We start from the raw sequence: 26,316 nt of genomic DNA, 5'->3' as shown, positions 1-26,316 counted from the left end.
CACAATGAAAGGAACGAATAAGTTAAATCTATTCCATTTAACATGGCCTATCTTTTTAGAAGTATTTTTATTTATGTTAATGGGACTAGCCGATACTTTTATGCTCAGTGCTCTATCAGATAATGCTGTATCAGGGGTTGGTGCAGCAAATCAATATATTCATATCGCTATTTTAATTCTTGAGGTAGTCGGCAATGGTGCGTCCATCGTTGTATCACAATATTTAGGTTCAAAACGTTTTTTTGAGGCAGCGAAAATATCCGCTCTAGCAGTCACAATGAATTTGGCAGTTGGACTTATAATGAGTGTTCTATTTTTCTTCTTTGCTAGTCATTTAATGTCGATGATGAACTTGCAAGGTGAAGTACTCCATTATGCTCAAAGTTATTTAGTTATTATTGGGAGTTTTATTTTCCTTCAAGCAATCATTAATGCCCTTGCAGCAATTATTCGTGTTCATGGTTGGACGAAGCAGACGATGTATGTATCACTTGGCATGAATGTACTGCATGTTGTACTTAATTACGGCTTAATCTTTGGAAATTTCGGATTACCAGAGCTTGGTGTAAAAGGTGCAGCCATATCCTCAGTGATTAGTAGAGGATTAGCGATGCTCGTATTTTTCTGGTTGCTTTATCAAGTGATGGAAGTACGAGTAAAGCTACATTACTACTTCGAATATTCTAAGGAATATGTAAGAAAAATTTTAAACATTGGTTTACCGTCTGCCTTTGAGCAGGTTCTTTATCAGTTTTGCCAGATCATATTTTTATATTATGCCACATATTTAGGGGCAGAAACTTTGGCGGCGAGACAATATGCTATGAACATATCTATGTTCACCTATTTATTCGCTATTGCCATTGGGACAGGAACGGCCATCATTATCGGCAGGCATGTAGGTGCTGGAGAAAAGGACGAGGCTTATCATCAACTATGGAAAAGTGTCCGAGCAGCATTTATTTTTACCATTATTATGGTTGGTGTAGTGACCATTTTCCGCAAGCAGCTTATGCATATTTTTACAGATAACCCTGAGGTCATAGCTATCGGAGCATCTGTTTTGGCGTTAAGTATAGTGCTAGAGACTGGTCGAACGATGAATATAGTCGTCATTAACTCCTTACGTGCCTCAGGAGACGCAAGGTTCCCTGTTAAAATCGGTTTTTTGTCGATGGTTTGCATGAGCCTCCCATTAGGTTACTTTTTTGTATTCGTCCTCGATTGGGGTTTGGTAGGTATTTGGTTAGCTATCTCTGCAGATGAATGGGTAAGGGCAATTATTGTATACTTTAGATGGAAAAGCCGAAAATGGGAGCGTTTCGCCCTCATTTCACCGAATGAACAGAAGGAGGAGTAGCAATGGGAGCGCTATCTAAACGTGCAATAGGAGCAGCATTGATAGATCAATATATCACACTTTTTGCATGCCCTTTATGTCAGCAATCCATGCACGTCTATGAGCAGGGGAGACTCGTTTGTTCTGCCAATCACTCGTTTGATATTGCCAAGCAGGGCTATATCAACATGCTGACACAGGGCTCTACTTCTAAATATAGTAAGGATCTTTTTGAATCTCGTAAGGCTGTTATTGATAGCGGGGTTTATGATATTGTAGAAGCAAAGATTGGGGAGCTTATTAATTCTGCGAATACAGTGCTCGATACAGGTTGTGGAGAGGGATCGCATTTAGCCCGAATTATGAATGAAAAAAAGAATGGAGTAGGCATTGGTATTGATATAGCTAAAGAGGGAATTTTGGCTGCGGCACGTCATTATCCACAGCAAATTTGGTCTGTTGGCGATTTAGCGAAGAGTCCTTTTTCGCAAGGCAGCTTTGACGCTATTTTAAATATTTTATCGCCAGCAAATTATCAAGAATTTAAAAGGCTTCTTGCGCCTAATGGCTGTATTGTAAAGGTGGTGCCACAAAGCGGCTATTTACAGGAGCTGCGTGCTCAATTATATGCAGATTCGAGCAAGGAAACATATTCTAATGAACAAATTGTTGCTCGTTTCCAAGATAGTTTTGGAGAAGTGAATGTAGAACGTGTCACCTACACGTTGCCACTTGCTAAGGAGCTTGTACCTGCACTACTGGAGATGACACCGATGGGCTGGCATAAAAAAAATGAGACAGATATAGTTTTAAATGAAATTACGATTGATGTAGATCTATTGGTTGGAAAGATGTAAGATGGTCACCTACAATTGCAGTATACGGATCTTTTCGATTACAATGGGAATAACTATTGAATAAGGTAGGAATGTAACAGTGTATAAATTAGTAGCAAATATTGTTAAAGTAATATTAAAACTAATGGGTTCGAAAGCTCGTGTATATGGAGAAGAAAACTTGCCAAAAGAAGGTGGATATATTATAGCTTGTACGCATACAGGCTATGTAGATATTTTAAACCTCGGCGTTGCCATGTACCCTCAGGAAATTCACTTTATGGCAAAGAAGCAATTATTTGAAATGAAGGGTCTTGGTTGGCTTATTGAACATTTAAATGCCTTCCCAGTGGACCGTGATAATCCTGGTCCAAGTGTTATTAAAATTCCTTCACAGTTATTGAAGGAGGGAAAAGTAGTTGGGATATTCCCATCTGGAACACGAAATGCGGAGGGAACGGACTTAAAGCAAGGAGCCATTACAATTGCTCAACTGGCAAAGGCGCAAATTGTTCCAGCTGCTTACGTTGGTGCACGTAATATAGGAGATGTCATGAAGCGTAATAAAGGCTATTTAATTTATGGCGAGCCGTTTTATGTAACAGGTAAAGGAAAAGAAGGGCGCGAGCAATTCACGCAACACCTGGAACGTGAACTGGTCGCTTTAACAGAAGAATTACAAAATCGTATTGCAGTAAAATAAAATGAAATGGCACTCAGAATCACATTGATTTTGGGTGCTTTGTTGTAGGAGGATAATCGTAATGATACAAGTACTTTTTGTTTGCTTAGGCAATATTTGTCGTTCGCCAATGGCGGAGGCAGTTATGCGAGAGCTAGTGAGGAAAGAATGTTTAGACGATATAATCGTTGTGGACTCTGCGGCTACAAGCTCATGGCATATTGATGAACCTCCTCACCAAGGCACACAGGATAAGCTTAGAGAATACGGTATTTCTACAACGGGAATGCTAGGTAGACAGCTACAAAAGTCTGATTTAGAAAAATTCACATACATTATTGGTATGGATGAAAGTAATATTCGTAATATCTGGACGATATTGGGGAATCCGTCTTCACCAAAGGTTTTTCGTTTTTTAGATTTAACAGAACATCGAAAAGATGTTCCTGATCCTTATTACACAGGGGATTTTCAAGAAACCTATGATTTAGTGCTAGAAGGCTGTACGGCATTGCTAGAAAAAATTAAAGAGGAATTGTTATAGAAGGATGCTAAATAGCGTAAATTTTTACAGCAATTGCTACAGAAAAAATAAGCATAAACATTGGTATATCTAGCTTTGTAAGCATCATTATGTTATTATTTGCAGAGTAAAGATACGATAAGTATTTAATTACCATTTTAAGATGTGCAACTGCATATCTATCATTTTTATAAATCTATCCTTTGAAAGAGAGTGGAAACAATGGGTCGTAAGTGGAATAACATTAAAGAAAAGAAAGCGTCTAAAGATCAAAGCACTAGCCGTATCAATGCTAAATTCGGGCGAGAAATTTATGTGGCAGCTAAATCAGGCGAACCAGATCCAGAGTCAAACCGTGCACTTAAAGTGGTGCTTGAACGTGCAAAAACATATAGTGTTCCTAAACATATTATAGAAAAAGCCATCGATAAAGCAAAAGGTGGCGGTGACGAAAATTTTGATGAATTACGTTATGAAGGTTTTGGTCCAGCCGGCACAATGATTATCGTAGATGCTTTAACAAACAATGTAAATCGTACAGCATCTGATGTACGCGCAGCATTTGGTAAGAATAACGGGAATATGGGTGTTAGTGGATCTGTCGCTTATATGTTCGATTCTACTGCAGTTATCGGTTTAGAAGGTAAAACAGCTGATGAAGTACTAGAAATTTTAATGGAAGCAGATGTAGATGCTCGTGATATTCTGGAAGAAGAGGAAGCGGTTATTATTTATGCAGAACCGGACCAATTTTTTGCCACACAAGAAGCATTAAAGGCTGCTGGCATACAAGAATTCACTGTAGCTGAGCTTTCTATGCTACCACAAACGGAAGTAACATTAACTGGCGATGATGTTGCAAAATTTGAAAAACTAATCGATGCATTAGAAGATTTAGAAGATGTACAAAATGTCTTCCATAATGCTGATTTAGGCGAATAATCCAATATATTTATTTATCGAGTAAACCAGTAGCACATAAAGCTACTGGTTTTTATTTAGGGGGTAAAACCATGCAGACTGCATTAGCGATTATTTTGTTTTTAGTGACTTTATTTTTTGTTATTGTACAGCCACGTAAAATATCAATTGGTTGGTCAGCCTGTATAGGAGCTGCCATTGCACTGATAATTGGGGTAGTTACATGGCAGGATGTTCTAGAAGTAACAGGAATTGTTTGGAATGCAACATTATCATTCATTGGTATTATTTTAATTTCACTTATTTTAGATGAAATTGGCTTTTTTGAATGGGCTGCACTTCATATGGCACAACTTGCTAAAGGGAGTGGTTTACGTTTATTTGTTTATATTGCTTGCTTAGGTGCAATAGTATCAGCGCTATTCGCGAACGATGGGGCGGCATTAATATTAACACCCATTGTTTTAGCGATGGTTAGAAAACTGAATTTGACTGAAAAAATGATTTTTCCATTTATTATTGCTAGTGGCTTTATAGCAGATACAACATCCTTACCTTTTGTTATTAGTAATTTAACAAATATTGTATCAGCAGATTTTTTTGAGATAGGCTTTAAGGATTATGCAATTCATATGGTGGTACCTAATTTCATTTCTTTAATAGCAAGTATAGCTGTACTTTATTTAGTTTTTCGTCGTTCTATACCACAGTTCTATTCTCTTGAGGCAGTTGAACAACCAAAACAGGCGATTAGAGACACGAAATTATTTTCGATATCTTGGTATGTAATAGTAATTTTACTAGTGGGATTTGTAATCGGCGAAATGTTCCACGTTCCAGTGTCATTTATTTTATGTAGTGTAGCAGCTGTTTTTTTATGGTTGGCAAACCGTAGTGCTTTTGTAGATACAAAGAGAGTTATCAAAGGGGCGCCGTGGAATATAGTGTTCTTTTCCATTGGCATGTATGTGGTAGTCTATGGCCTGAAAAATGTGGGGATGACAGGTATGCTAGCTAGTTTACTAGAACATGCTGTACAGCAAGGATTTGTACTAGCGACCATTACTATGGGTTTTGTAGCAGCCGTTTTATCAGCAGTCATGAACAATCTTCCAACTGTCATGATTAATGCACTAGCGATTTCTGAAACTAGCGCAACAGGCATGATGAAGGAGGGACTCATTTATGCCAATATAATTGGCACTAATTTAGGCCCAAAGATGACGCCAATCGGCTCACTTGCGACATTAATATGGCTTCATATTTTAGCTCAAAAAGGGATTAAAATTAGCTGGGGGCAGTATTTTAAATTCGGCATGATTCTTACCATTCCAACATTATTCGCTGCTTTAATTGCTTTAGTCATTTGGTTATCGTTATTAGCATAGTTTTATTGTCGAAATAGTGAAAATAATAGTACAATAGATTAACTTAGTAGTATGTTAAAGGAGGTAACTATGCGAGCAACAGGTAAATTAAGTAATAGAATTGTGTTAATGTCATTTGTGATGTTAGTAGCTTTGTTAGCATTTTTTATTGTCACAACAATCTATACAGCGAAATCATCTGTCAATAAAACAATGGGGGCACAGGCTGTCGCAGTAGCAGAAAACATTGCGAAACATTTAAACCCAGAGGAGTACGAACAATTATCTAAGGACCCAAGGGAATCCAAATTATATTGGCAGCTAAGAGAAGAACTAAATGAATTACGTGAAGTAAATGGGGTCCTGTATGCCTATACTTTCGCTGTTCCACAGGAAGATAAAAAAGTTCGATTTTTAGTCGATGGTATGCCAGCGGACGACGAAGAAAATGCGGGGGTTATAGGAGAGGAGTCTGCTTCGACATTATATAAAGATATTGAAAAAGTAATGGATGCAGGGAGTTATTATTCTGATATTTTACATAGCGGTTTTGGGGATTATTTGTCTGGTACAGTACCATTAAAGGATGCATCAGGAAACATTGTGGCGTTTATAGGGGTAGATATAGAGGCTAACGAGGTAAGTGGTGTAGCAAATGCTGTACTGACAGCCATTTTGCCAGCATTAATTATAGTAATTTTAATTTTAACCGGAATTGTCATGCTTATAATGTACCGTTACATAAATCGAGCGCTTAAGCCATTAGCGAAATTAGGAGACGCAGTGACAAGTTTTGCACAAGGAGATATAGCGAAGGCAACAATGGAGGTTGAAAAAATCCAACTCAAAGGGAAAAATGAAATCTCTATTTTTGCCCAAGCCTTTCAGGAGGCCCTGCAAAAATTAAAAGAAACATTCCAAACCATTCAGCAACAAACATTCACCTTACAAAATGTGGTGAAAAAGATTGATGAAACTACACAACATGTTGAAACATCAAATGCTCAAATTGCTGATCGTATTGTTGAAATCGCTGCTGGCAGTGAGCAACAACAGCAAAATAATCAAGAAGTTGTATTAACGATGAATGAAATGTCGATTGGTATACAACGACTGGCCGATACAACTTCTGAGATTGCTGAGTCATCTTCAACAATGACAGGTCTAGTGGAAACAAGCGTGAATCATTCTCAAGAGGTCGTATCTCAAATTCAAAATGTGGAATCCTCTGTTTTACGAACGGCTAAACATGTTGAGGAAATGGGGGATAGATTCGGTTCAATTGAAGAGATGGTAACGATTATTACGAGCATTGCAGACCAAACCAACTTATTGGCATTAAATGCGGCGATAGAAGCGGCAAGAGCTGGAGAAGCGGGTAAGGGGTTTGCAGTTGTTGCAGATGAAGTGCGTAAGCTAGCTGAACTGTCTAAAGCATCTGCGGATGAAATACATACACATTTGAACAGCTTTAAGACCATTACAGAACGAGCATTACATGAAATGTCTGGAAGTTCCATAGATGTACAAGCAGGTAATAGGGCTGTACAACGTATCGGTGAAAGCCTAGAAAAAATATTAAAATCAGTTGTTGAGGTAAACAATAAAATTCAAGATGATTCTGCTGTTATTGAAGAAATGTCGGCAGGCTCTGAAGAAATATTAGCTACTACAGAGCAGATGAATGATATCGCTCAGCATAGTGTGCAAGGAACAAAAGAAGTAGCAATGGCTTCCGACTTACAAGTAACAATGGTTTCCGAACTAAATGAGGTTGTAGCAATGTTAGATCAAACATTTAAAGAGGTTACTAAAACAATTAATACGTTCAAATTATGATTATTATAAACTATTTTTCTATGAGGAAAAGTCTTGTAGATAAATAGTTTTTTTATGGTATTTAATAGAAGAATAAAAAAATATAAAGACGAAATAAACCAAATAAGAAGAATTAATTTGCGTTTTATCCATTGCGGAAACTTCCAAATCATAACATAATATAAGTTAATATACTCTTTGGAGGAGAAGAATTTGGGGGTCTAAAGTATGAAGTTTTTACGTTCAATACAGGGGAAACTAGTCGCTATTTCATTGGCACTACTAATTATTCCAAGTTTAATAATTGGCGTTGTTAGTTATAGTAAGGCGAAGAATGGTATGGAGGATATTGGGGAGCAGGTCATTTATAATAGTGTTCAATCTGCTTTGCAAATAATCGAACTCGCCAATGAAAGTGTTGAAAAGGGAGATATACCTTTAGATGTAGCACAGGAACGGGTACGCGAGGCTTTCTTGGGCCCGAAGGATAGTGAAGGAAAGCGGCCCATCAATTATCCAGGTGACTTGGGGGAATATGGTTATATCTATGTATTAGATAATAAGGGAACACTAACAACACACCCTACTCGGGAAGGTGATAATCTGTGGAACGATCAAGATAGTAGTGGAAATTACTTTATTCGAGAAGTAACTGATAGAGCATTGGATGGTGGTGGTTTTACGGAATACGAATTTGAGCTACCAGGTCAGAATGTATTGGCGGATAAAATAATTTATTCAGCAAAAGATCCACATTGGGGATGGATTATTGCATCAGGTACATATATGCAGGATTTTAATGCCGAGGCAAACTCGTTACTATTAGTCATTGGATTGACGTTAGCGGGTGCCGTTATCATAGGTGTCATTGTTGTCATCTTAGTATCTAGGCATTTGGCATTACCAGTCAAAAAATTATCGCAGCGCGTTCGCGAAGTAGCCAAAGGGAATTTAACTGTAGATATTGAACATTTACAGCGTTCGGATGAAATTGGTCAGTTAAATGAGGGCTTCAATGAAATGGTTGATCAACTAAAAACACTAATTTCAGATGTAGAAGAAGCAATAGTAGAAATTCAATCGACATCTGCGAATTTAACAGCAGTTGCTGAAGAAACAAATGCTTATGGCGATGAAATCGTTAAAGCTATTAATGAAGTTTCGATTGGCGCCGTAAAACAAGCATCAGAGGCGGAAGATACAAATCGAACAGCTACTGAGTTTGCTCAGCAAATTGAAGGATTACATGATAAAAATGAATTAATATTAGATGCATCACAACATATGCAAAAGTCAAATGAAGAGGGTATCGTTAATATTGCTAGCTTAAAAGATAAATCACAGGAATCTTCAATGCTTATTCAGAATATTCGATCTGTTTTTGCGAGTTTAATAGTGAAGGTACGAGAAATTGAAGGGATTGTAGGGACCATTACGGAGATTTCTGAACAAACCAATCTACTGGCTTTAAATGCATCTATTGAGGCCGCTCGAGCAGGTGAACATGGCAAAGGATTTGCTGTGGTTGCCGAGGAAGTACGAAAGCTAGCTGATCAAACATCCGTAGCAACAGAGCTAGTTCGTACTACCCTGAAGGGGATTGAAAGTGAAACAAACTTAGTCAATGATGAAATGCAAAAAACTCACGTCATTGTAGGTCAACAAAATGATTCTGTCATGGTAACAGAATCATCCTTCAAAGAAATCAAATTGGCTGTCGAAAAAATCATTTCAATTATTGGAGACATGACTGATGGCGTAGAATATGTAAACAGCGCTAAGAATGATATGATGAAATCCATTGAGAGTATTGCTATGATCAGTGAAAAAAATGCGGCTGCTTCTGAAGAGGTGACAGCGTCGGTAGATGAGCAGCAACGCGCGATTCAGCTTGTTAGTGAATCTTCCAATGATTTAACAGATGAGATTACTGCGCTGCAGGAATCTATTAAACGCTTTATTTTAAGATAAAATTATGGAGGGTGCTTGATATGCGAGCATCCTTTTTTCTGTATTCACGTTAATAAAAGGTAAGGGAGGGTTTATTTGTGAAGAAATGGATAATTAGAGTGAGTGTTGTTCTAATCGTGATAGCCATTGTCCTCTATATTTGGTTGGGGAAAGAAATCGAACGTGGAGTGGAAGCAAATGCAGATGGCTCTGCGAATTATATGATTATACTGGGAGCAAAAGTAAAACCAGGAGGTATACCATCACTTTCATTAAAAAGTAGACTAGAGGTAGCTGTTCAATATTTAACAAAGTATCCGCAAGTGAAGGTCGTTGTGTCAGGGGGACAAGGACCAGATGAAGATCGAACGGAGGCATCTGTTATGAGGGATTATCTCGAGCAAAATGGCATTGATGCTTCGAGAATCATCATGGAGGATCAATCTACTTCCACTTATGAAAATTTAGTATTCTCTAAAGAACTTTTACCAAAGGAAACAAAGAAGATTACGATTGTTTCTAATGACTTCCATTTAAAACGTGCGAAATATCTAGCTGAATCTTTAGATTTTGAGGTAGATGTAGTGTCAGCTAAGACACCAAAGTCAGTAGAAGCTAAACTAAAAATAAGAGAGCGAGCGGTATTGCTAAAAACATATATTATAGGTTATTAAAAAATTGTTTCTTAATAGCTAAGATTTGACATATAATAGAAATATCACGGGGTATATGACAGAAAGAGGGGACTTCAATGAAAACATTTAAAGACTATGAGTACAACCGTCCAAATGTTGCAGGGATGAAAGAGCAACAATTAGCACTCGTCGACCAATTTCAGAAGGCGCAATCGATGGACGAACAAAGTAGCATCATTGAAAAATTAAATGGTATCAGTAATGACTTTGCTACAATGGCTAACCTAGTGTATATTAGGGCATCTATCGATACAAACGATGAATTTTATCAAGCAGAGCGCGACTATTTTGATGAAGTTAGTCCTGAGCTAGAAGAAGTAACAACAGAATATTATAAAGCATTGATTGCCTCACCTTTCCGTGAGCAACTAGAAGACAAATGGGGTCAACAATTATTCGATCTAGCTAACTATCAAATTAAAGGGTTCTCACCAGAAGTCATTGATTTGATGCAAAAGGAAAATAAGCTAGCTTCTGAGTATAATAAGCTTGTAGCATCTGCACAAATTGAATTTAATGGTGAGACTTTAACACTTGCTCAGCTTGGACCATTTGCGGAATCTACTGATAGAGCTACGCGTAAAGAAGCAACAAATGCACGATTTGGTTTCTTTGCCGAGCATGAAGGTGAATTTGATCGCTTATATGATGAACTTGTAAAAGTACGTCATGAAATTGCTGTAAAACTTGGCTATAAAAACTATGTTGAGCTTGGTTATATTCGAATGAATCGTATTGATTACAACGCAGAAATGGTAAAGAAATTCCGTGATCAAGTTCGCGATTTAATTGTTCCTGTTGCGACAAAGCTTTATGAGCGTCAGGCGAAGCGTATTGGGATTGACGATTTAAAATTCTATGATGAAGCGCTGAACTTTTTATCAGGTAATGCAACGCCAAAGGGTGATCCAGAATGGATTGTGGCGAATGGTAAAAAGATGTATGAGGAGCTATCGCCTGAAACGGGAGAATTTTTCAATTTCATGATCGATCATGACCTTATGGACCTAGTGGCGAAGAAAGGGAAAGAAAGTGGCGGGTATTGTACATTTATCGAAAACTATCATTCACCGTACATTTTCTCGAACTTTAACGGTACTTCAGGAGATATCGATGTGTTAACACATGAGGCTGGACATGCCTTCCAAGTGTATTCAAGCCGTAACATCGGCATTCCTGAATACTTATGGCCAACTTACGAATCTTGTGAAATCCACTCGATGAGTATGGAATTTTTCACATGGCCATGGATGGAGCTATTCTTTAAAGAAGATACAGAAAAATATAAATTTACACATTTAAGTAGTGGTCTTTTATTCTTACCATATGGTGTTGCAGTTGATGAATTCCAACATGTTATTTATGAAAATCCTACAATGACACCAGCAGAGCGTAAGGCAGCATGGAAGAAAATTGAGGAAACATATCTGCCACATCGTGACTATGATCACAATAGCTACCTCGAAGCAGGGGGCATTTGGCAACGTCAGGGTCATATTTATGCTAGTCCGTTCTACTATATTGATTACACGCTAGCACAAATTTGTGCCTTCCAGTTCTGGAAGCGTTCACGTGAAGAGTTTGAAGCGGCTTGGAAAGACTATATTCATCTATGTGGTTTAGGTGGCTCCATGTCATTTACAAAGCTTGTGAAAGAGGCAGGCTTAATTTCACCATTTGAAGATGGCTGTGTTGAATCAGTTATTGGGGAGATTGAGGCATACCTCAATTCTGTAGATGATTCGTCGTTATAACAGATACTGAAATTCGCTACACTTCCACGATTAGTATAGTGGAAGTGAGCGAATTTTTTAGTTTGTCTGAAGGCGGCTTTTTAAGTAAACGCAAAAAATCTGATGATAAATTCGCTCAGAGAAAATTGATTGAGTCAAAACATACTAGGATACTTGCGAAATGGTTAATATATCAGTAGTATCTTGAGTAACGGCGATAAAAGGAAGTGAATGAAAGTGACGAGAAAGGTTTGGTTTCAGGTAGGTGTAGGGATACTGCTTACACTATTAATCATTAAATATTTTATAGAGATTCATTGGATTTTTTCACCACTAGTCATCATATTAAAAGCCATTTTTATCCCTTTATTACTGGGAGGGGTCTTTTATTATGTGACTGAACCGATTCAGAGATTTTTAGAAAAACGTAAATTTCCTAGATGGGCAAGTATATTGACAATTGTGTTTGGCCTAATAGGAATTGCAGGGATTTTTGGCTGGATTATTGGCAACCCGATTGCTGAACAGGTCAATAAATTAGTGAAGAATGCCCCGATGATTAGTTCTAGTATTAGTACGAGTATTCAGCAATTAACCGACTATGTACTGCTCAATAAAGATAACTTCCCACAGCAGGTAAATGATGTAATCGAAAAAATGGCGAATTCAGTGCAAGATGTTGCGATGGTGGCGAGTAAAGGGTTTATATCCTTTTTACAATCCATTGTATCAGTATCATTATTAGCTGTTTTAATACCATTCTTCTTTATTTTTATGTTGAAGGACCATGAGAAATTTGCACCATCTATTTATAAATATTTCAGTGGCGAACGTCAGCAATGGGTAAAGAAAACATTAAGTGAAATTGATGATGTATTACGTAGTTATATTCAGGGTCAACTGCAAATTAGCTTTTTATTAGCACTTATTATGTATGTTGGTTATTTAATTATTGGATTAGAGTATTCATTACTATTAGTAATCTTTGCGTTCTTTATGAATATGATTCCATTTATTGGGCCTTGGATTGCATTTACGCCAGCCCTAATCGTAGCGGTTATTCAGGATCCTATTTTAGTTGTTTGGGTATCCGTCGTGACGCTTGTTGCGCAGCAAATTGATAGTAATTTTATTACACCTAATGTTATGGGGAAATCGCTCGATATCCATCCACTAACTGTTATTACAATTATTCTAGCAGCAGGTAATATAGCAGGCTTTATAGGAATTATTATTGCTGTACCATTTTATGCAGTATTGAAAGTTATCGTATCCAATATTTATGATCAACGTAATGCGATTAAGAAAAAAGCAACGAAATCAGTATAGGAGTCGAAACAATGGAACAAGAAATTGTAAAGGTATTTAATGAACGGCATGAGGAAATTGGGACAGCTACAAGGTCGGAGGTGCATGAAAAAGGTCTTTGGCATGAGACATTTCATTGCTGGCTAGTTAACGAGGACTATATTTATTTTCAAGTACGAAGCTCTCAGAAAAAGGATTATCCAGGTTTACTCGATATTACAGCAGCAGGCCATCTTTTAGCTGTTGAAACAGTGGAGTCAGGTATACGGGAAGTAAAAGAAGAATTAGGGCTCCAAATAGATGTTGAAGATGTTGTCAAAATGGGCATGACCTCTTGCAGTATTGTTTCTGAAAATATGATTGATAATGAATTTTGCCATGTCTACATATATCCTTTCGAGCACGATTGGAATTCCTTTACTTTACAATATGAGGAAGTATCAGGTGTAGTGAGAGCAAGACTAAATGAGGCCGAAGCTTTCTTCTTGGGTAAAACGACGACACTTAATATTGAAGGATACGAATATTTCCCTGATGGTCAACGTGTCAAAATCGTCAGACCAGTTGGAACGGCACAATTTGTTCCTTATCGAGAACTATATGTCGCACATGTTATCAAATTTGCACGTGAAAAAATATTTAATCAAACATCCTAATTTGGGTAGGATAAGCTAGAACATAGCTTATCCTATTTTCTTTGTAAAAATGATGAGAATGTACACAATATAACAGGAAAAAATAAGTTATACTGTTAGATAGATTGTAAAGAAAAGGAGCATTTTTTATATGCTAACATTTGAACAAAAACAAGCAATTATTGAATCATTTTCTGAACTAACGAAAAAGGAAATATCATTAAAACGCTTAAATTATCACTTTATGGACAGTCTTTATGAAAAGACAATTGTAGTTGAAAAGCTCCATCCGAATGGCAATGGCTTTATCTTTGTTGGAGATTTATTGCGCTATGAGCAAGAGGCTAACAAAGGATTAGTAAATATCCGTGATTATGATGAGCAACAACTTCGTGAGATTATTGCGGATGCTATTCAATATCTATCTGAAGAGATAGAGACGGAAGAACCGATTATCGAGATTTGGCATAGTCGAGAGGGTGATCAATTACAGCTAGTATTTGAACAACGTTCTTGGAATGTCTACCATGGGGAAAATCTTGAAGAGGCGTTTGGTACGTATGATACAGCAAAAGAATATTTGCTAGAAGAAGGCTTTCGTAAAAAGAAATAATAAATACGGGGGATTATCATAAAATGAACGGGAAAAAACTAGTGGGAATTGTTATTGTTGTTGTGATTGTGGCGTGTTTACTATCAGTTTTTACTATAACTAATTTTTATAAAAACCATGAGGAACAACCAAATCGTGAAAATCGCGAAATTAATAAGTCGAAGAGCTTGAATTTAATTTTGCCACAGGCTACAATTATCTCGAATTCAAGATAATTGAGAGGTGGACTGTTAATGAAGCATATTTTTTATAAAGGTACGGATGAAACTAAACCCACTCTATTGTTGTTACACGGCACGGGCGGTAATGAAGAAAGCTTAATTGGACTTGCCAAGGAAATTGATGATACAGCCAATATATTAAGTGTACGAGGCAATGTACTAGAGCATGGAATGCCAAGGTTTTTCCGCCGATTAGCGGAAGGTGTCTTTGATATAGAGGATTTAATCATTCGTACAAAGGAACTGAACGATTTTTTGCACGAGGCATCACAGCAATATGGCTTTGATCGTCAACGAATTGTAGCTATCGGTTATTCAAATGGTGCTAATATTGCGGCTAGCCTATTATTCCACTACGAGGATGTTTTAGCAGGGGCAATATTACACCATCCAATGGTGCCAAGACGTGGGATTGAGCTACCGAAGCTTTCTGCAACCCCTGTTTTTATAGGGGCAGGTACGAATGATCCGATGTGTACAGCACAAGAATCAGAGGAGTTAGAGGTCCTTTTAAGTTCGGCCGGTGCGATGGTGACGACGAAGTGGTTTGATTTTGGACATCAGCTAACGATTCCTGAAGTACACGCAGCGAAAGAGTGGTATAACAGTATTTATGCATAGTGGAAAAATCCGCTTCCTTAAACAAGGAGGCGGATTTTTTTTATTATTTATTTTTCTTTCTTTGAGAAAGGAAGCCACCAATTCCAATCACCAAATAGTTTCATGAGACTTGGTACAAGCATAAGACGAATGATAGTGGCATCAATAGCAACAGCAATGGCTATACCTACACCAATTTGTTTTACAGGCATAACATCTGTGAAGGCAAAAGCTCCTGTAATAACAATCATAATGAGCGCTGCTGATGTAATAATCCTACTTGTGGATGTCAGTCCTTCTATTGTAGCGTGAGTATTGTTGGCACCTTTTAAATATTCCTCTTGGATACGAGAAATTAAAAATACTTCGTAATCCATACTCAAACCAAAAACAAGACAGAAAACAATAACTGGGATAATCAAGACAATGGATCCTGCTTCAATTCCAAAATGTCCATATTGGAAAATATAGACGAGTATTCCGAAGGCAGAGGAAAGTCCAATAATGTTCATAATAATGGCTTTTAACGGAATTAAAACTGAACGGAATGCCAGCATTAAAATAAAGAATGTAGACACGATGATAATGGCTATCGCTAAAACAATTTTATTAGCGATTTCATCAAATATCTCTTGGTTAAATTTTGCTGGTCCTCCGAGTGCAAAGTTAACACCTAAATCTTTATCCATCCAAGTTCTTGCAAATTTTTGAGCAATAGTGGAAGAGCCTGCTGCATCAATGGTTATGGGGATGAATAGCTTTGTATCTTTTGAAAAAGTTTGAATAACCGGTTTTAATTGTTCTGCCACCTGTGGGATTGCTAAAGAAGCAGAGAGTTCCTTAGGTGTTGGAATGTTTGCGGCTGTGTATATAGTTGAAACATTCGTAACGAGTGGATCCTTTAATAGTTTTTCTTGCATAGTGTAAATCAGTTCTCTAGCCTCAGCATCCTCCCAGCCTTCTTTCCGCTCAGCCAATAAATATAAAGTAGATGTTTCACCGAGTCCAAAGGTGTCATCTAATTTATCGTACGCTACACGTGCATCATATTTTGCTGGTAGGGAATCTACCTGAGGAATTTTTAATTGGATATCCTTTAATGGGAGCATGCCAATACCAAGTAATAATAATGCAGCAATGACGATAGCTACAGGATGTTTCATGACAAAACCTGCAAAGCTACGCCAGCGATTTGCTCCACCTGGTTTAACGCGTAGTAGACGCCATTTATTGAGTCGATCGCCTAAAAGCATCATGGTAGCAGGGAGTAAGGTTAAGCCGGAAAGAACAGCCAACAGGACTACTATTGTGCCTCCTAGGGCGATATTATGGAATATTTCAACATTAATAACGATCATTGCACCTAAACCAATCATGACACATACGGCAGAAAAAACGATGGAACGTCCTGCTGTCTGGATAGCAATCTGAATAGCTTCTGCAATAGATGTTTGAGCACGCTCTTCACGGTAACGATTAATAAACAATAGTGCAAAATCAATACTTAAAGCAAGACCAAGCATTGGAACAATATTTAAAACGAAAATGGATAAATTTACACTACCGCTGAGTAATGTCATAATACCGAAGGCAGTTACGACTGTAACAACCCCGATGATAATTGGCAAAATAGAAGCAATGACTGTACCAAAAGCCAATAATAGGACGATAATGGCGATAGGTAATCCAATGGCCTCAGCAGATGCCAAATCCTTTTGACTGGCTGTATTAATGTCAGCAGAAATAACTGGGCCACCTGTAATATGAACGCCGTCTTCTTCAATTAATAAACGGACATCCTCAACGATTTCTGATAGGTTATCAGCATCATTTCTTAGATGGACCATCGCATAGGCAATCCCGTCTTTACGCAAAGAAGAGTCATCTAATGGTGACTGGATAGAATGTATGTCTTTGATATCATTCAGCTTATTTAAAGTTTCTTCAATTTTCTTATCCTGAGCAGGATCGAAAACAACCAAGATTGTATTGGTTGGAATATCGAATGTTTTTGCTAGCTCTTTTGTGACATAGTTATGATCCGCTTCAACAAAAAATCCATCTCCCTGAAGTTTATCGGGAAGTTGTAAAGCAAAATAAGCCATTGCTAGAAAAATAATAATCCACAGGGCTACGATTGCTTTTGCATGTGTGGTAATAAAAGTTGAAAAAGTTTTCATAGTTATTTATGTATCCCCCTTTTTCAATTAGTTTAAAGGATGCGTCACATTTTGTCGTGTGACAAAGTAAAGACTCCTGTCCATTTATTAGACAGGAGCCTTTGTTATTAGAAGAATAATGATAGGACAAAATAAATAACGGATGCCATTACAGCTGAAATAGGCATTGTAATAACCCAAGTAGTAACAATCTTACGGGCCATTCCCCAGTTAACGCCACGTACACGCTGTGCAGAACCAACACCCATAATAGATGAAGAAATAACATGTGTGGTAGATACAGGCAGGTGGATTAGCGTTGCACCAAAAATAACTGTTGCTGACGCTAAATCCGCCGCTACACCATTAACAGGACGGATTTTCATGATCTTACCGCCGACGGTTTTAATAATTTTGTAACCACCAATAGATGTACCTAGACCCATAGCTGCGGCTGCTGCAGCACGTACCCAGAAAGGTATGTCATCACCGCTATGCAACCCTCCAGCAATTAATGCCATTGTCATAATCCCCATTGCTTTTTGTGCATCGTTTGTACCATGCGTGAACGATTGAATGGCTGCGGTGAAAATTTGCATCGTACGGAACCCTTTATTGGTACGATATAAATTAAGATTTTTAAACCATAATTTAAAAAGTGTCATCATAATAAAACCAGCACAAATAGCCAATATTGGTGAAAACACTAACGCCATAATGATTTTAGTAAAGCCACCATAATTTAACACATTAAAGCCAGCAGATGCGACAGCAGCACCTGCGATAGAGCCAATCAACGTGTGGGAAGAACTTGATGGAATACCGAAATACCATGTAAGTAAATTCCAAATGATAGCTGAAATAAGTGCGGCCAAAATAACGACTGAGCCAGTTGTATCTCCTTCAAAAGCATTTAAAGAAAACGGATCTACAATGTCTTTTGTTAAAGCTTTAGCAACCCCTACAAAAGTGATAGCACCGATAAAATTCATGGTTGCGGCCATGATGATCGCTACACGAGGTGGCAATGCTCGAGTGGAAACCGAAGTTGCAATAGCATTTGCTGTATCATGAAAGCCATTGATAAAGTCAAATGTTAGGGCAAAGATGACGACCAGTACGGTTAGTATAATGATTGTATTCATTGTAAAGTGCCCATCTCCTAATTATGCGTTACGCATGATGATTGTTTCCATAGTATTAGCTACGTTTTGACAATGATCAGCGATATCTTCAAGTTGTTCATATATATCTTTAAATTTAATGAGGCGAATCGGATCTTTTTCGTTTAGAAACAGTTGTTTAATGGAAGAACGTTGTACTTCATCACATTCACGTTCATAGTCTTTAATTAGAATGGCGTGTGGACGCATACCAATTAGATTCTTTTTCTTTAACTCTTCAGTTGCTTTAACAATTTCATCAGCACTTTTAGAAATATAGCCTAGAAAAGTGCGCATGGATTCATCAATCTCTGTGAGTGAAAACATTTCAAAATGGGCAATACAATGTTCAGTACCATCTAAAATATCATCCATACGAATGGCAAACTCTAAAATATCTTCACGCTCTATAGGTGTCATAAATGATTTGTTTAGCATTACGATCAGTTCGTGAATGAGCTTATCGCCAGCAGTTTCGTAATTTTTCATTGTAATGCTAATCTCTTTTAGGTCAGCTACACTGTTAATACGAAAATCATTTGCGTAATGCACAGCCTCTCTCATATTTTCAGCAATTTTATGCAATGCAATAAAGAAAGGGTCTTGTTTTTTTGAGTTAAGCATGTAAATCGAATCCTCCTGGATATAAATAAATTAATCGACCTCTAAACTTTACTATCATAACAAAATCTTTAATTTATCTACATAAAAATTTTATATTCGACATAAAAATTTACATTGCTGTAATATACAATTCGTTCACAAAATAAAGGGAGAACAAACTGTATTTGTTTTTAATAGTACAGATAAATTCCTTTATTCCTCAATTTATGTCATATCGTTAACAGTGTTTAGCACAGATATACGTGTGATTTACAATGAAAATGAGTAATAAAGCTACTTGAATTGTAAAGGGAATGTAAATTCAAATTGTTTGAGCAGGAGTCTCTCCTTATTCTTAAGAATATCTTCATTTTTATCCTTCCTCTTTATTAAGAATTGTTTTCTATAATGGGCAATGAGTGAGAAAGGAGTGTTTATTATCAAATGATTCAAGTTGAAAACTTACAACATACATTTTTAATCGGAAAAAAAGGGAAGGAAAAGAAGGTTCCTGTTTTAAAAGGTGTGAACTTTGAGGTTAATAAAGGAGAAATCGTTGCCATTGTCGGAAAAAGTGGCTCTGGAAAGTCAACTTTATTACAAGTTTTAGCTGGATTTATGAAGGTTGAGCATGGATCTATTAGGGTGAATGGTAAAGAAACGGCACAACTAAATGAAACAGAAAGTGCAGCATTTCGTTTGAGACAATTCGGTTTTATCTTTCAAAACTTTCAACTAATGCCTGGCTTGACAGCATTCGAAAATATTGAATTACCTTTAAAGCTACAGGGGCTGCGCAAAGCAATGAGAAAAGAAAAAGTAAAAAAAATAATGGACAAGGTTGGTCTAACAGAAGTGGCCGATCACTATCCAAATGAATTATCAGGTGGGCAGCAACAGCGTGTCAGTATTGCACGAGCGCTCATCACGAATCCTCCTATTTTGCTGGCAGATGAGCCTACAGGAAGTTTGGATTCAGAAACAGAGCAAGATATTTTGATGCTTATTCAAAGTTTAAACCGTGAGTTTGGGTTAACCTTTGTCATTATTACTCATGATGAAGAAGTGGCGACAATCGCACATAGGCGCTTCCGTATGTATGATGGCGAACTGGTAAAGGAGGAAGCTTAATATGTTATTTAAGGATCAATTAGACTTTGTCACACAGCACATAAAGAAAAATAAATTGCGTGTTTTTATGACGGTTCTAGCTGCTACAATGGGTTGTGCTTTCCTCATCGTACTAGCATCCGTAGGTTTTGGATTACAGGAATCATTACGTAATGAAATCCTTTCCAATGAAACAGTTACGAAAATTCAAGTATATGGGGATAAACAATTTACAGAGGATCAGATTCAAGAAATTAAAAAGATAGATCATGTGGAAACAGTACTTGAAACGGTAAGCGTGAATGCCTCTGCACATTCTTTTTTAGGTGATCGAGATACAACTTCTAGTTTAGTTTTAAATGATATGAAGGATTTTGAACAGGTGAATGGCAAGCTTGCAGAAGGTGCTTATCCAGCAAAGCCAAATGAAATAGTGGTAGGCTATCATTTTGCACAAACACTATTGAATGAGGCCGACCGCAATGTAATTAAAGAAAAAAGTAAAAAGGCTGAGGCAGAAGGCACCTATTATAATGGAAGCGATGAAGGCTATAAAAAATCATTAATAGGACAAACCATTGACATGTCACTATTGCCTAACACTGGTAACAATGAAGAATCGGCAAAAATGATCTATACAATTGTTGGCGTAATGGAGAAACCATCGTATGATTGGATGATTGATAATACGATTCATATGGACACAGCACAAAAACCAGCATTAGTTAAGAATCTGTCCGCTCTCGAAGATACAACCGCAGAGGAAATGTTTTACTCAGAATTTAATATTTTTGCTGATACATTGGAAAACGTAAAGCCCATTTTAGAGAAACTAAAAGATAGTGGTTACAGTGTCTATTCGGTGACGGAGCAATTAGATCAAATGAATGTATTTTTCTTAGTCTTAAAGATTGGTTTGATTTTTGTTGGTACAATTGCTGTGCTCATTGCTTCCATCGGTATTTTCAATACGATGACAATGGCTGTGACAGAACGAACTCGTGAAATAGGTGTCTTAAAAGCGATTGGTGCAAGTCCAAAATTAATCCAACGCTTATTTTTAATGGAAAGTACGTTTATTGGGCTTTTAGGTACCTTCATTGCGGTAATCATTTCATATGCCATTAGTTTTGCTGCCAATGCAGTGCTGCCTCTGATTCTAAAAGCAGCCACGGGAGAAGATGCATTTGCAACAAATGATATTACATTTTCTCTTATTCCATGGCAGTTAGTCGTTATTGCAGCAGCTATTAGTATTGGAGTAGCGATGATCTCCGGTTATCGTCCTGCTCGTAAGGCGACGAAAATTGATGTCATCCATGCTTTACGACAAGAGCTATAATGAAAGAGATTCAATAAGGATTGAATCGTCTTTGACTGTAGACAAAACCATCGAGACGTTTTCGCGCTCGATGGTTTATTGTATTGTAAAGAGATGGTTCGGATTGCCTTTTTAGTCTGTTATAAATACTCGTTTAACTCTGTTTGTAAAAATGGTGTTGCATGTAATAAATTTAAGAAAGCATCATAGTTGGCACGTTGCTCTGTACTTGCTTTTTTGCCTGTTCGGTATGCTCGAATTAAAATATTTTTGGGCGTATTTTCCATATCAATAAATTCAAGAAGCTGTGCCTCATAGCCAACAAGGGACAAGATTTCAGCCCGAATGGAATCTGTAGCAAGGGCGGCGAAACGCTCTCGTACAAGACCGTGTTGTAACATTATCTCCAATGATGGCGTATTTAGTTGACGATTTAATTCATGTTGACAACAAGGAACACTTAATATGACGCTTGCGCCCCATTTCACGGCACGCGCTAAAGCCATATCTGTGGCAACATCGCAAGCATGCAGTGTTACGACCATATCTACAGAGGTTTCCTCATTATAATCATTAATATCTCCTACAAGAAATTCAAGCTGGTCATAGCCTAAATCTTGTGCTATTCTTGAACACTCTTCAATAATCTCCTTTTTCAAATCTAAGCCTGTTACACGTATATCTAAACCTTTTTCAATTTTTAAATAGTGGTATAAAGCAAAAGTTAAATAGGATTTGCCTGATCCAAAATCTAATATACGAACTTGCCGGTTTTTTGGTAAGTAGGATAAAGCATCGTCAATAAATTCAATAAAGCGGTTAATTTGCTTAAATTTATCGTATTTTTGTTTTTTAACTTTTCCATCCTCTGTTTGCACCCCAAGTCGGATTAAAAATGGGTAAGGTTGATCGTCCGAGAGTAAATAATTTTTTTTACGATTATGTGCTAGATTTACCTGCTTTGGTGTAGACGATTGATCGGATTTCCAAAGTACTTTATTCTTTTTTGATAATTGCACTTGTACTTTTTCATCAATAAAATCAACATGGGCTTGACGATAATCTTCGAAAATATCCTCCAGCTTAGCGGGAAATTCGGTCAATTGAATATTTTCATGTTTTAAAATTCGTTCATATTGGTATTCAATTTGTATATGATAACTATTCTTTAACATTAATGGCTTTAACTTAATGCGTTTAACTTCATTAGATTTCATGCGGGGTTGACTGATTGTAGCAGTAACTAGCTGTTGCTGTAAAATTCTTTCAATGAGATGAGCTTTCATTTCTTCAAATATCATACATTTTCGCCTACTTTGTTGTGTAATAGATGGCACTAGTTTAACACATTTTATAACGAACAATGTTTTTGAAAAAATTTTCACAAAAATTCTGAGTAATTATAGGTGGAGTTGTATATTCATGGTATCTTTATGTATAGTAATTCTTTATGAATTGGTGATACTAAAGACTGAATAGGAGGAAAAAGTATGTCAGATAATATGTATCAATTATTATTTATATGGTCGCCATGCTGGTGATCGGCTGGTATGCATTCGTTAAAACTTCCAATTTAACGGACTATATGCTTGGTGGTCGTTCCTTAGGTCCGGCTGTAACGGCACTAAGTGCGGGTGCGGCGGATATGTCTGGCTGGCTTTTAATGGGCTTACCTGGTGCTATTTTTTTATCAGGTCTTGTGGAAGCCTGGATTGCCATTGGGTTAACGGTAGGCGCATATTTAAACTGGTTATTGGTAGCTCCACGGTTACGTGTTTATACACAGGTTACCAATGATTCCATTACCATACCGAGTTATTTGGATAATCGATTACGTGATCATACGAAGTTGATCAGAATTGCTTCAGGTATTATTATTTTAATATTTTTTACATTTTATGTATCTTCTGGGATGGTAGCAGGAGGAAAATTTTTCGATAGTTCGTTTGGTTATGAGTATCATACAGGTTTGTTAATCGTTTCGGCAGTAGTGGTAGCCTATACATTGTTCGGCGGATTTTTAGCAGTAAGTTATACTGATTTTTTACAAGGACTTATCATGTTTCTAGCACTTATTGCTGTACCACTATTTGGTCTTTTTGTAACAGGTGGAATAGGGGAAACAATTACTTCTATTAAAGCGGTTAGCCCAGATCTTTTAAACATGTTACCTGCCACTGCAACAGCAGCCGGTATTATCTCCTCACTTGCCTGGGGATTAGGCTATTTTGGGCAGCCACATATTATTGTGCGCTTTATGGCCATCAGCTCTGTAAAAGAAACAAAGCAGGCCCGTCGTATTGGTATTGGGTGGATGATGTTAAGTTTATTTGGTGCAATTGGGACGGCGTTGGTAGGGGTAGCCTATTATGAACAAAATGCAGGTGAGCTAAAAGACGCTGAAACAGTATTTATTGTTCTGGGACAAATTTTATTCCATCCATTTATAGCTGGAGTTATGCTAGCAGCAATTTTAGCTGCTGTAATGAGTACTATTTCATCGCAATTAATCGTTACCTCTTCGGCGCTTGTAGAGGATATTTATAAAGCGTTGTTTAACAAAACAGCAACTGATAAACATTATGTTTTTGTAGGACGTATCGCTGTTCTAGTTGTTGCGATTATTGCAGCGGTTTTAGCTTGGAATCCAGATAGCTCCATCTTAAGTCTAGTTGGTTTTGCATGGGCAGGATTTGGTGCAGCATTTGGACCAGTCATTTTGCTTTCTTTATATTGGAGGAAGTTAACGAATTACGGTGCTTTAAGCGGAATGGTAACTGGTGCTGCAACAGCATTTATTTGGGGGAAAGTTGAATCGTTATCAAGTGCCTTATATGAAATTGTGCCAGGCTTCTTTGTATGTTTAATTGTTGCGGTTGTCGTTAGTATATTGACGTATAGACCTAATGAAGAAATTGAAGAAGAGTTTAGCCGTTCGGAAGAATTATTAAAAGAAGAAAGAAAATAAGGGAAATGCGCCTTTACAGAGAGGCGCATTTTTTGAAATGTTTTTCGTAAAGTTCTGAACATACGTAAAGCTGTAATTTATGGTAAGATGAAGAAAATTTGTCGTAGGGACACCGAGGTTTTGGTGGGAGGTTTCTAATGGATAGAATTAAGGAAGTTGATGTATTAATTGAAAAGGCCATACTCGTTGGCGTAAATTTACGTAATGATGCGCACTTTAATTACTCGATGGAAGAGCTTCGAAATTTAGCAGAGGCACTAAATGTGGAGGTCGTAGGGGTAGTTACGCAAAATTTAGAGCGTGTGACACCTTCCCATTATGTTGGTACAGGTAAAATAGAAGAAATCAAAAATTTCTATGAAGAAGCACAAGCAAATCTCATCATTTTTAATGATGAGCTGTCTCCTTCGCAAATCCGTAATTTAGAGCGTGATCTAGCAACGAAAGTTATTGATCGAACAATGCTTATTTTGGATATTTTTGGCAGAAGGGCAAAAACACGAGAGGCGCAAATGCAGGTAGAATTAGCACAGCTACAATATATGCTCCCGCGCTTAGTGGGCTTACATGCTTCTTTAAGCCGTCAGGGTGGAGGGACAGGCGGTGGCTTCAAAAACCGAGGTGCTGGGGAAACAAAGCTTGAATTGGATCGTCGGAAAATAGAAGATCAAATAGCGAAAATCAAAAAGGATCTAGAGCAGGTCAAGGATCAACGTGAAACGCAGCGTAAACAGCGTCGAAAAAATGCCCTTCCGGTAGTGTCTATAGTTGGCTACACTAATGCTGGCAAGTCAACGATTATGAATCAATTGTTGGCTGAGATAGGCCAAGAGGAGCATAAACAAGTCTTTGAGAAGGATATGCTTTTTGCTACACTTGAAACATCAGTTCGACAGATTGAGCTACCTGATAACAAGACATTTTTATTAACAGATACAGTTGGGTTTGTCAGCAAATTGCCCCACCATTTAGTAAAGGCGTTCCGCTCCACATTGGAAGAAGCAAGAGATGCAGATCTTTTATTACACGTCGTAGATGTTTCCAATTCAGAGCATGGTTTTATGATGGATGTTACAAATGAAACGTTAAAAGCGGTTGGTGTTGAAGGTATTCCAACCATTTATGTTTACAATAAAGCTGATCTTGCTCAAGTGCCTTACCCTGTTGTAAGTGGCGATAATATATGGGTATCAGCAAAGGAAGCGGTAGGGCTAGAAGAGTTAATTCAATTAATTCGTCAACATATTTTCTCCAATTATGTGACATGTGAAATGCTCATACCTTATGACCAAGGAAATATTGTTTCTTATTTAAATGAACATGCCTCTGTTTCTAATACAGCATACGAAGAGGGTGGTACATTATTATCCCTTGAAGTTAAAGAAGCGGATTATGCAAAATATCAGCAATACGTCGTAAATTAAAAAATGAAAAAATAACCTGAAGCATGCCAAAAGATTTTGGCATGCTTTTTGTGATTAAGGGGAATATAGAATCTAGATCAACAGCCTGTAGCATTTTAATAATTGTTAGAAAAAATAGTTTAAAATTGTATAAAAAGTTATAAATCTGAATTATAAATATTTTAGAATAATTTAATGTTCAGAAAACAAGTGTGGGCTATTGAAGTGTGAGAAAACTTAGATATATCAAAGGATTTAATAATTATCGAAATAAACAATCAGAATTTAAAGAAAAATGATAAATTTTCAACATTTTTTAAAACTCTTGCTAAAGTTAAAAAAACGCTT

The 26,316-nt window shown here is 37.2% G+C and carries 23 protein-coding genes; 19 read left to right on the top strand and 4 right to left on the bottom strand.

Translation table 11 applies throughout. The features are described from left to right. Positions 1 to 4 precede the first annotated feature (4 nt). From ACOZBY_RS15175 to ACOZBY_RS15105, 15 genes are all read left to right on the top strand, one after another. Entirely contained in the window at positions 5 to 1,360 is a 1,356-nt protein-coding gene (locus tag ACOZBY_RS15175; RefSeq protein ID WP_289450040.1) for an MATE family efflux transporter, read from the top strand. A gap of 2 nt (positions 1,361 to 1,362) precedes the next feature. Then, entirely contained in the window at positions 1,363 to 2,196 is an 834-nt protein-coding gene (locus tag ACOZBY_RS15170; protein ID WP_422762530.1) for a putative RNA methyltransferase, read from the top strand. A gap of 79 nt (positions 2,197 to 2,275) precedes the next feature. Continuing rightward, positions 2,276 to 2,878 carry a lysophospholipid acyltransferase family protein gene (locus ACOZBY_RS15165; RefSeq protein WP_031416562.1) on the top strand — a complete coding sequence of 201 codons (603 nt, stop codon included), beginning with the start codon at positions 2,276 to 2,278 and terminating at the stop codon, positions 2,876 to 2,878. A gap of 61 nt (positions 2,879 to 2,939) precedes the next feature. Continuing rightward, positions 2,940 to 3,401 (top strand): low molecular weight protein-tyrosine-phosphatase, encoded by a 462-nt coding sequence (locus tag ACOZBY_RS15160; protein ID WP_416277835.1) that lies wholly within the window; start codon positions 2,940 to 2,942, stop codon positions 3,399 to 3,401. A 201-nt stretch (positions 3,402 to 3,602) separates the two neighbouring features. After that, on the top strand, positions 3,603 to 4,322 hold the full coding sequence (locus ACOZBY_RS15155) for a YebC/PmpR family DNA-binding transcriptional regulator (RefSeq protein WP_008175214.1): 720 nt from the start codon (positions 3,603 to 3,605) through the stop codon (positions 4,320 to 4,322). Between the two features lie 71 nt (positions 4,323 to 4,393). Then, positions 4,394 to 5,689 (top strand): arsenic transporter, encoded by a 1,296-nt coding sequence (locus tag ACOZBY_RS15150; RefSeq protein ID WP_036162377.1) that lies wholly within the window; start codon positions 4,394 to 4,396, stop codon positions 5,687 to 5,689. A 69-nt stretch (positions 5,690 to 5,758) separates the two neighbouring features. Beyond that, positions 5,759 to 7,507 carry a methyl-accepting chemotaxis protein gene (locus ACOZBY_RS15145; protein ID WP_099805363.1) on the top strand — a complete coding sequence of 583 codons (1,749 nt, stop codon included), beginning with the start codon at positions 5,759 to 5,761 and terminating at the stop codon, positions 7,505 to 7,507. A gap of 207 nt (positions 7,508 to 7,714) precedes the next feature. Further along, positions 7,715 to 9,457, top strand: coding sequence for a methyl-accepting chemotaxis protein (locus tag ACOZBY_RS15140; RefSeq protein WP_332291026.1), 1,743 nt, complete (start codon positions 7,715 to 7,717; stop codon positions 9,455 to 9,457). A 77-nt stretch (positions 9,458 to 9,534) separates the two neighbouring features. After that, positions 9,535 to 10,110, top strand: a complete 576-nt coding sequence (locus tag ACOZBY_RS15135; RefSeq protein ID WP_422762529.1) for a YdcF family protein — start codon at positions 9,535 to 9,537, stop codon at positions 10,108 to 10,110. A 77-nt stretch (positions 10,111 to 10,187) separates the two neighbouring features. Then, complete coding sequence (locus ACOZBY_RS15130; protein ID WP_036162372.1) at positions 10,188 to 11,885, top strand: M3 family oligoendopeptidase; 1,698 nt, start codon at positions 10,188 to 10,190, stop codon at positions 11,883 to 11,885. Positions 11,886 to 12,095: 210 nt separating this feature from the next. After that, the gene (locus tag ACOZBY_RS15125) at positions 12,096 to 13,193 is read left to right on the top strand and encodes an AI-2E family transporter (RefSeq protein ID WP_012295859.1); all 1,098 of its coding nucleotides are present in this window, start codon (positions 12,096 to 12,098) and stop codon (positions 13,191 to 13,193) included. Positions 13,194 to 13,204: 11 nt separating this feature from the next. Continuing rightward, a complete protein-coding gene (locus ACOZBY_RS15120; RefSeq protein ID WP_012295858.1) occupies positions 13,205 to 13,828 on the top strand; it encodes an NUDIX hydrolase in 624 nt (207 codons plus the stop codon). Between the two features lie 130 nt (positions 13,829 to 13,958). Further along, a complete protein-coding gene (locus tag ACOZBY_RS15115) occupies positions 13,959 to 14,420 on the top strand; it encodes a hypothetical protein (protein ID WP_012295857.1) in 462 nt (153 codons plus the stop codon). A gap of 23 nt (positions 14,421 to 14,443) precedes the next feature. After that, a complete protein-coding gene (locus ACOZBY_RS15110; RefSeq protein ID WP_012295856.1) occupies positions 14,444 to 14,635 on the top strand; it encodes a hypothetical protein in 192 nt (63 codons plus the stop codon). An 18-nt stretch (positions 14,636 to 14,653) separates the two neighbouring features. Further along, positions 14,654 to 15,262 (top strand): alpha/beta hydrolase, encoded by a 609-nt coding sequence (locus tag ACOZBY_RS15105; protein ID WP_036217643.1) that lies wholly within the window; start codon positions 14,654 to 14,656, stop codon positions 15,260 to 15,262. A 47-nt stretch (positions 15,263 to 15,309) separates the two neighbouring features. Here the strand turns inward: ACOZBY_RS15105 and ACOZBY_RS15100 are convergent, their stop codons facing one another. From ACOZBY_RS15100 to ACOZBY_RS15090, 3 genes are all read right to left on the bottom strand, one after another. Next, the gene (locus ACOZBY_RS15100; protein ID WP_036164811.1) at positions 15,310 to 17,421 is read right to left on the bottom strand and encodes an MMPL family transporter; all 2,112 of its coding nucleotides are present in this window, start codon (positions 17,419 to 17,421) and stop codon (positions 15,310 to 15,312) included. A gap of 107 nt (positions 17,422 to 17,528) precedes the next feature. After that, positions 17,529 to 18,545 (bottom strand): inorganic phosphate transporter, encoded by a 1,017-nt coding sequence (locus ACOZBY_RS15095; protein ID WP_012295853.1) that lies wholly within the window; start codon positions 18,543 to 18,545, stop codon positions 17,529 to 17,531. A gap of 21 nt (positions 18,546 to 18,566) precedes the next feature. Then, positions 18,567 to 19,187: a DUF47 domain-containing protein gene (locus tag ACOZBY_RS15090; protein WP_012295852.1), complete on the bottom strand. Its 621-nt coding sequence runs from the start codon at positions 19,185 to 19,187 to the stop codon at positions 18,567 to 18,569. Between the two features lie 423 nt (positions 19,188 to 19,610). Here ACOZBY_RS15090 and ACOZBY_RS15085 point away from each other — a divergent pair, with 423 nt between their 5' ends. Together ACOZBY_RS15085 and ACOZBY_RS15080 are read left to right on the top strand one after the other, a co-directional pair. Continuing rightward, positions 19,611 to 20,297, top strand: coding sequence for an ABC transporter ATP-binding protein (locus ACOZBY_RS15085; protein WP_012295851.1), 687 nt, complete (start codon positions 19,611 to 19,613; stop codon positions 20,295 to 20,297). 1 nt (position 20,298) lies between these two features. Beyond that, complete coding sequence (locus ACOZBY_RS15080; protein WP_197150624.1) at positions 20,299 to 21,618, top strand: ABC transporter permease; 1,320 nt, start codon at positions 20,299 to 20,301, stop codon at positions 21,616 to 21,618. A 119-nt stretch (positions 21,619 to 21,737) separates the two neighbouring features. On the opposite strand, the gene ACOZBY_RS15075 is transcribed toward ACOZBY_RS15080, so the two are convergent. Next, a complete protein-coding gene (locus ACOZBY_RS15075) occupies positions 21,738 to 22,898 on the bottom strand; it encodes a class I SAM-dependent methyltransferase (RefSeq protein ID WP_325882055.1) in 1,161 nt (386 codons plus the stop codon). Positions 22,899 to 23,128: 230 nt separating this feature from the next. Between ACOZBY_RS15075 and putP the strand changes: the two genes are divergently transcribed. Together putP and hflX are read left to right on the top strand one after the other, a co-directional pair. Continuing rightward, on the top strand, positions 23,129 to 24,565 hold the full coding sequence (gene putP, locus ACOZBY_RS15070; protein WP_422762528.1) for a sodium/proline symporter PutP: 1,437 nt from the start codon (positions 23,129 to 23,131) through the stop codon (positions 24,563 to 24,565). A gap of 137 nt (positions 24,566 to 24,702) precedes the next feature. After that, on the top strand, positions 24,703 to 25,989 hold the full coding sequence (gene hflX / locus ACOZBY_RS15065; RefSeq protein ID WP_031416550.1) for a GTPase HflX: 1,287 nt from the start codon (positions 24,703 to 24,705) through the stop codon (positions 25,987 to 25,989). The last annotated feature ends 327 nt before the right edge of the window (positions 25,990 to 26,316 follow it).

This window comes from Lysinibacillus sp. NPDC056220, assembly GCF_049315265.1.
Lineage (GTDB): Bacteria > Bacillota > Bacilli > Bacillales_A > Planococcaceae > Lysinibacillus > Lysinibacillus pinottii.
Note: the sequence above shows the minus strand (reverse complement) of the source record. Positions and strands in the feature narration are given on the sequence as shown.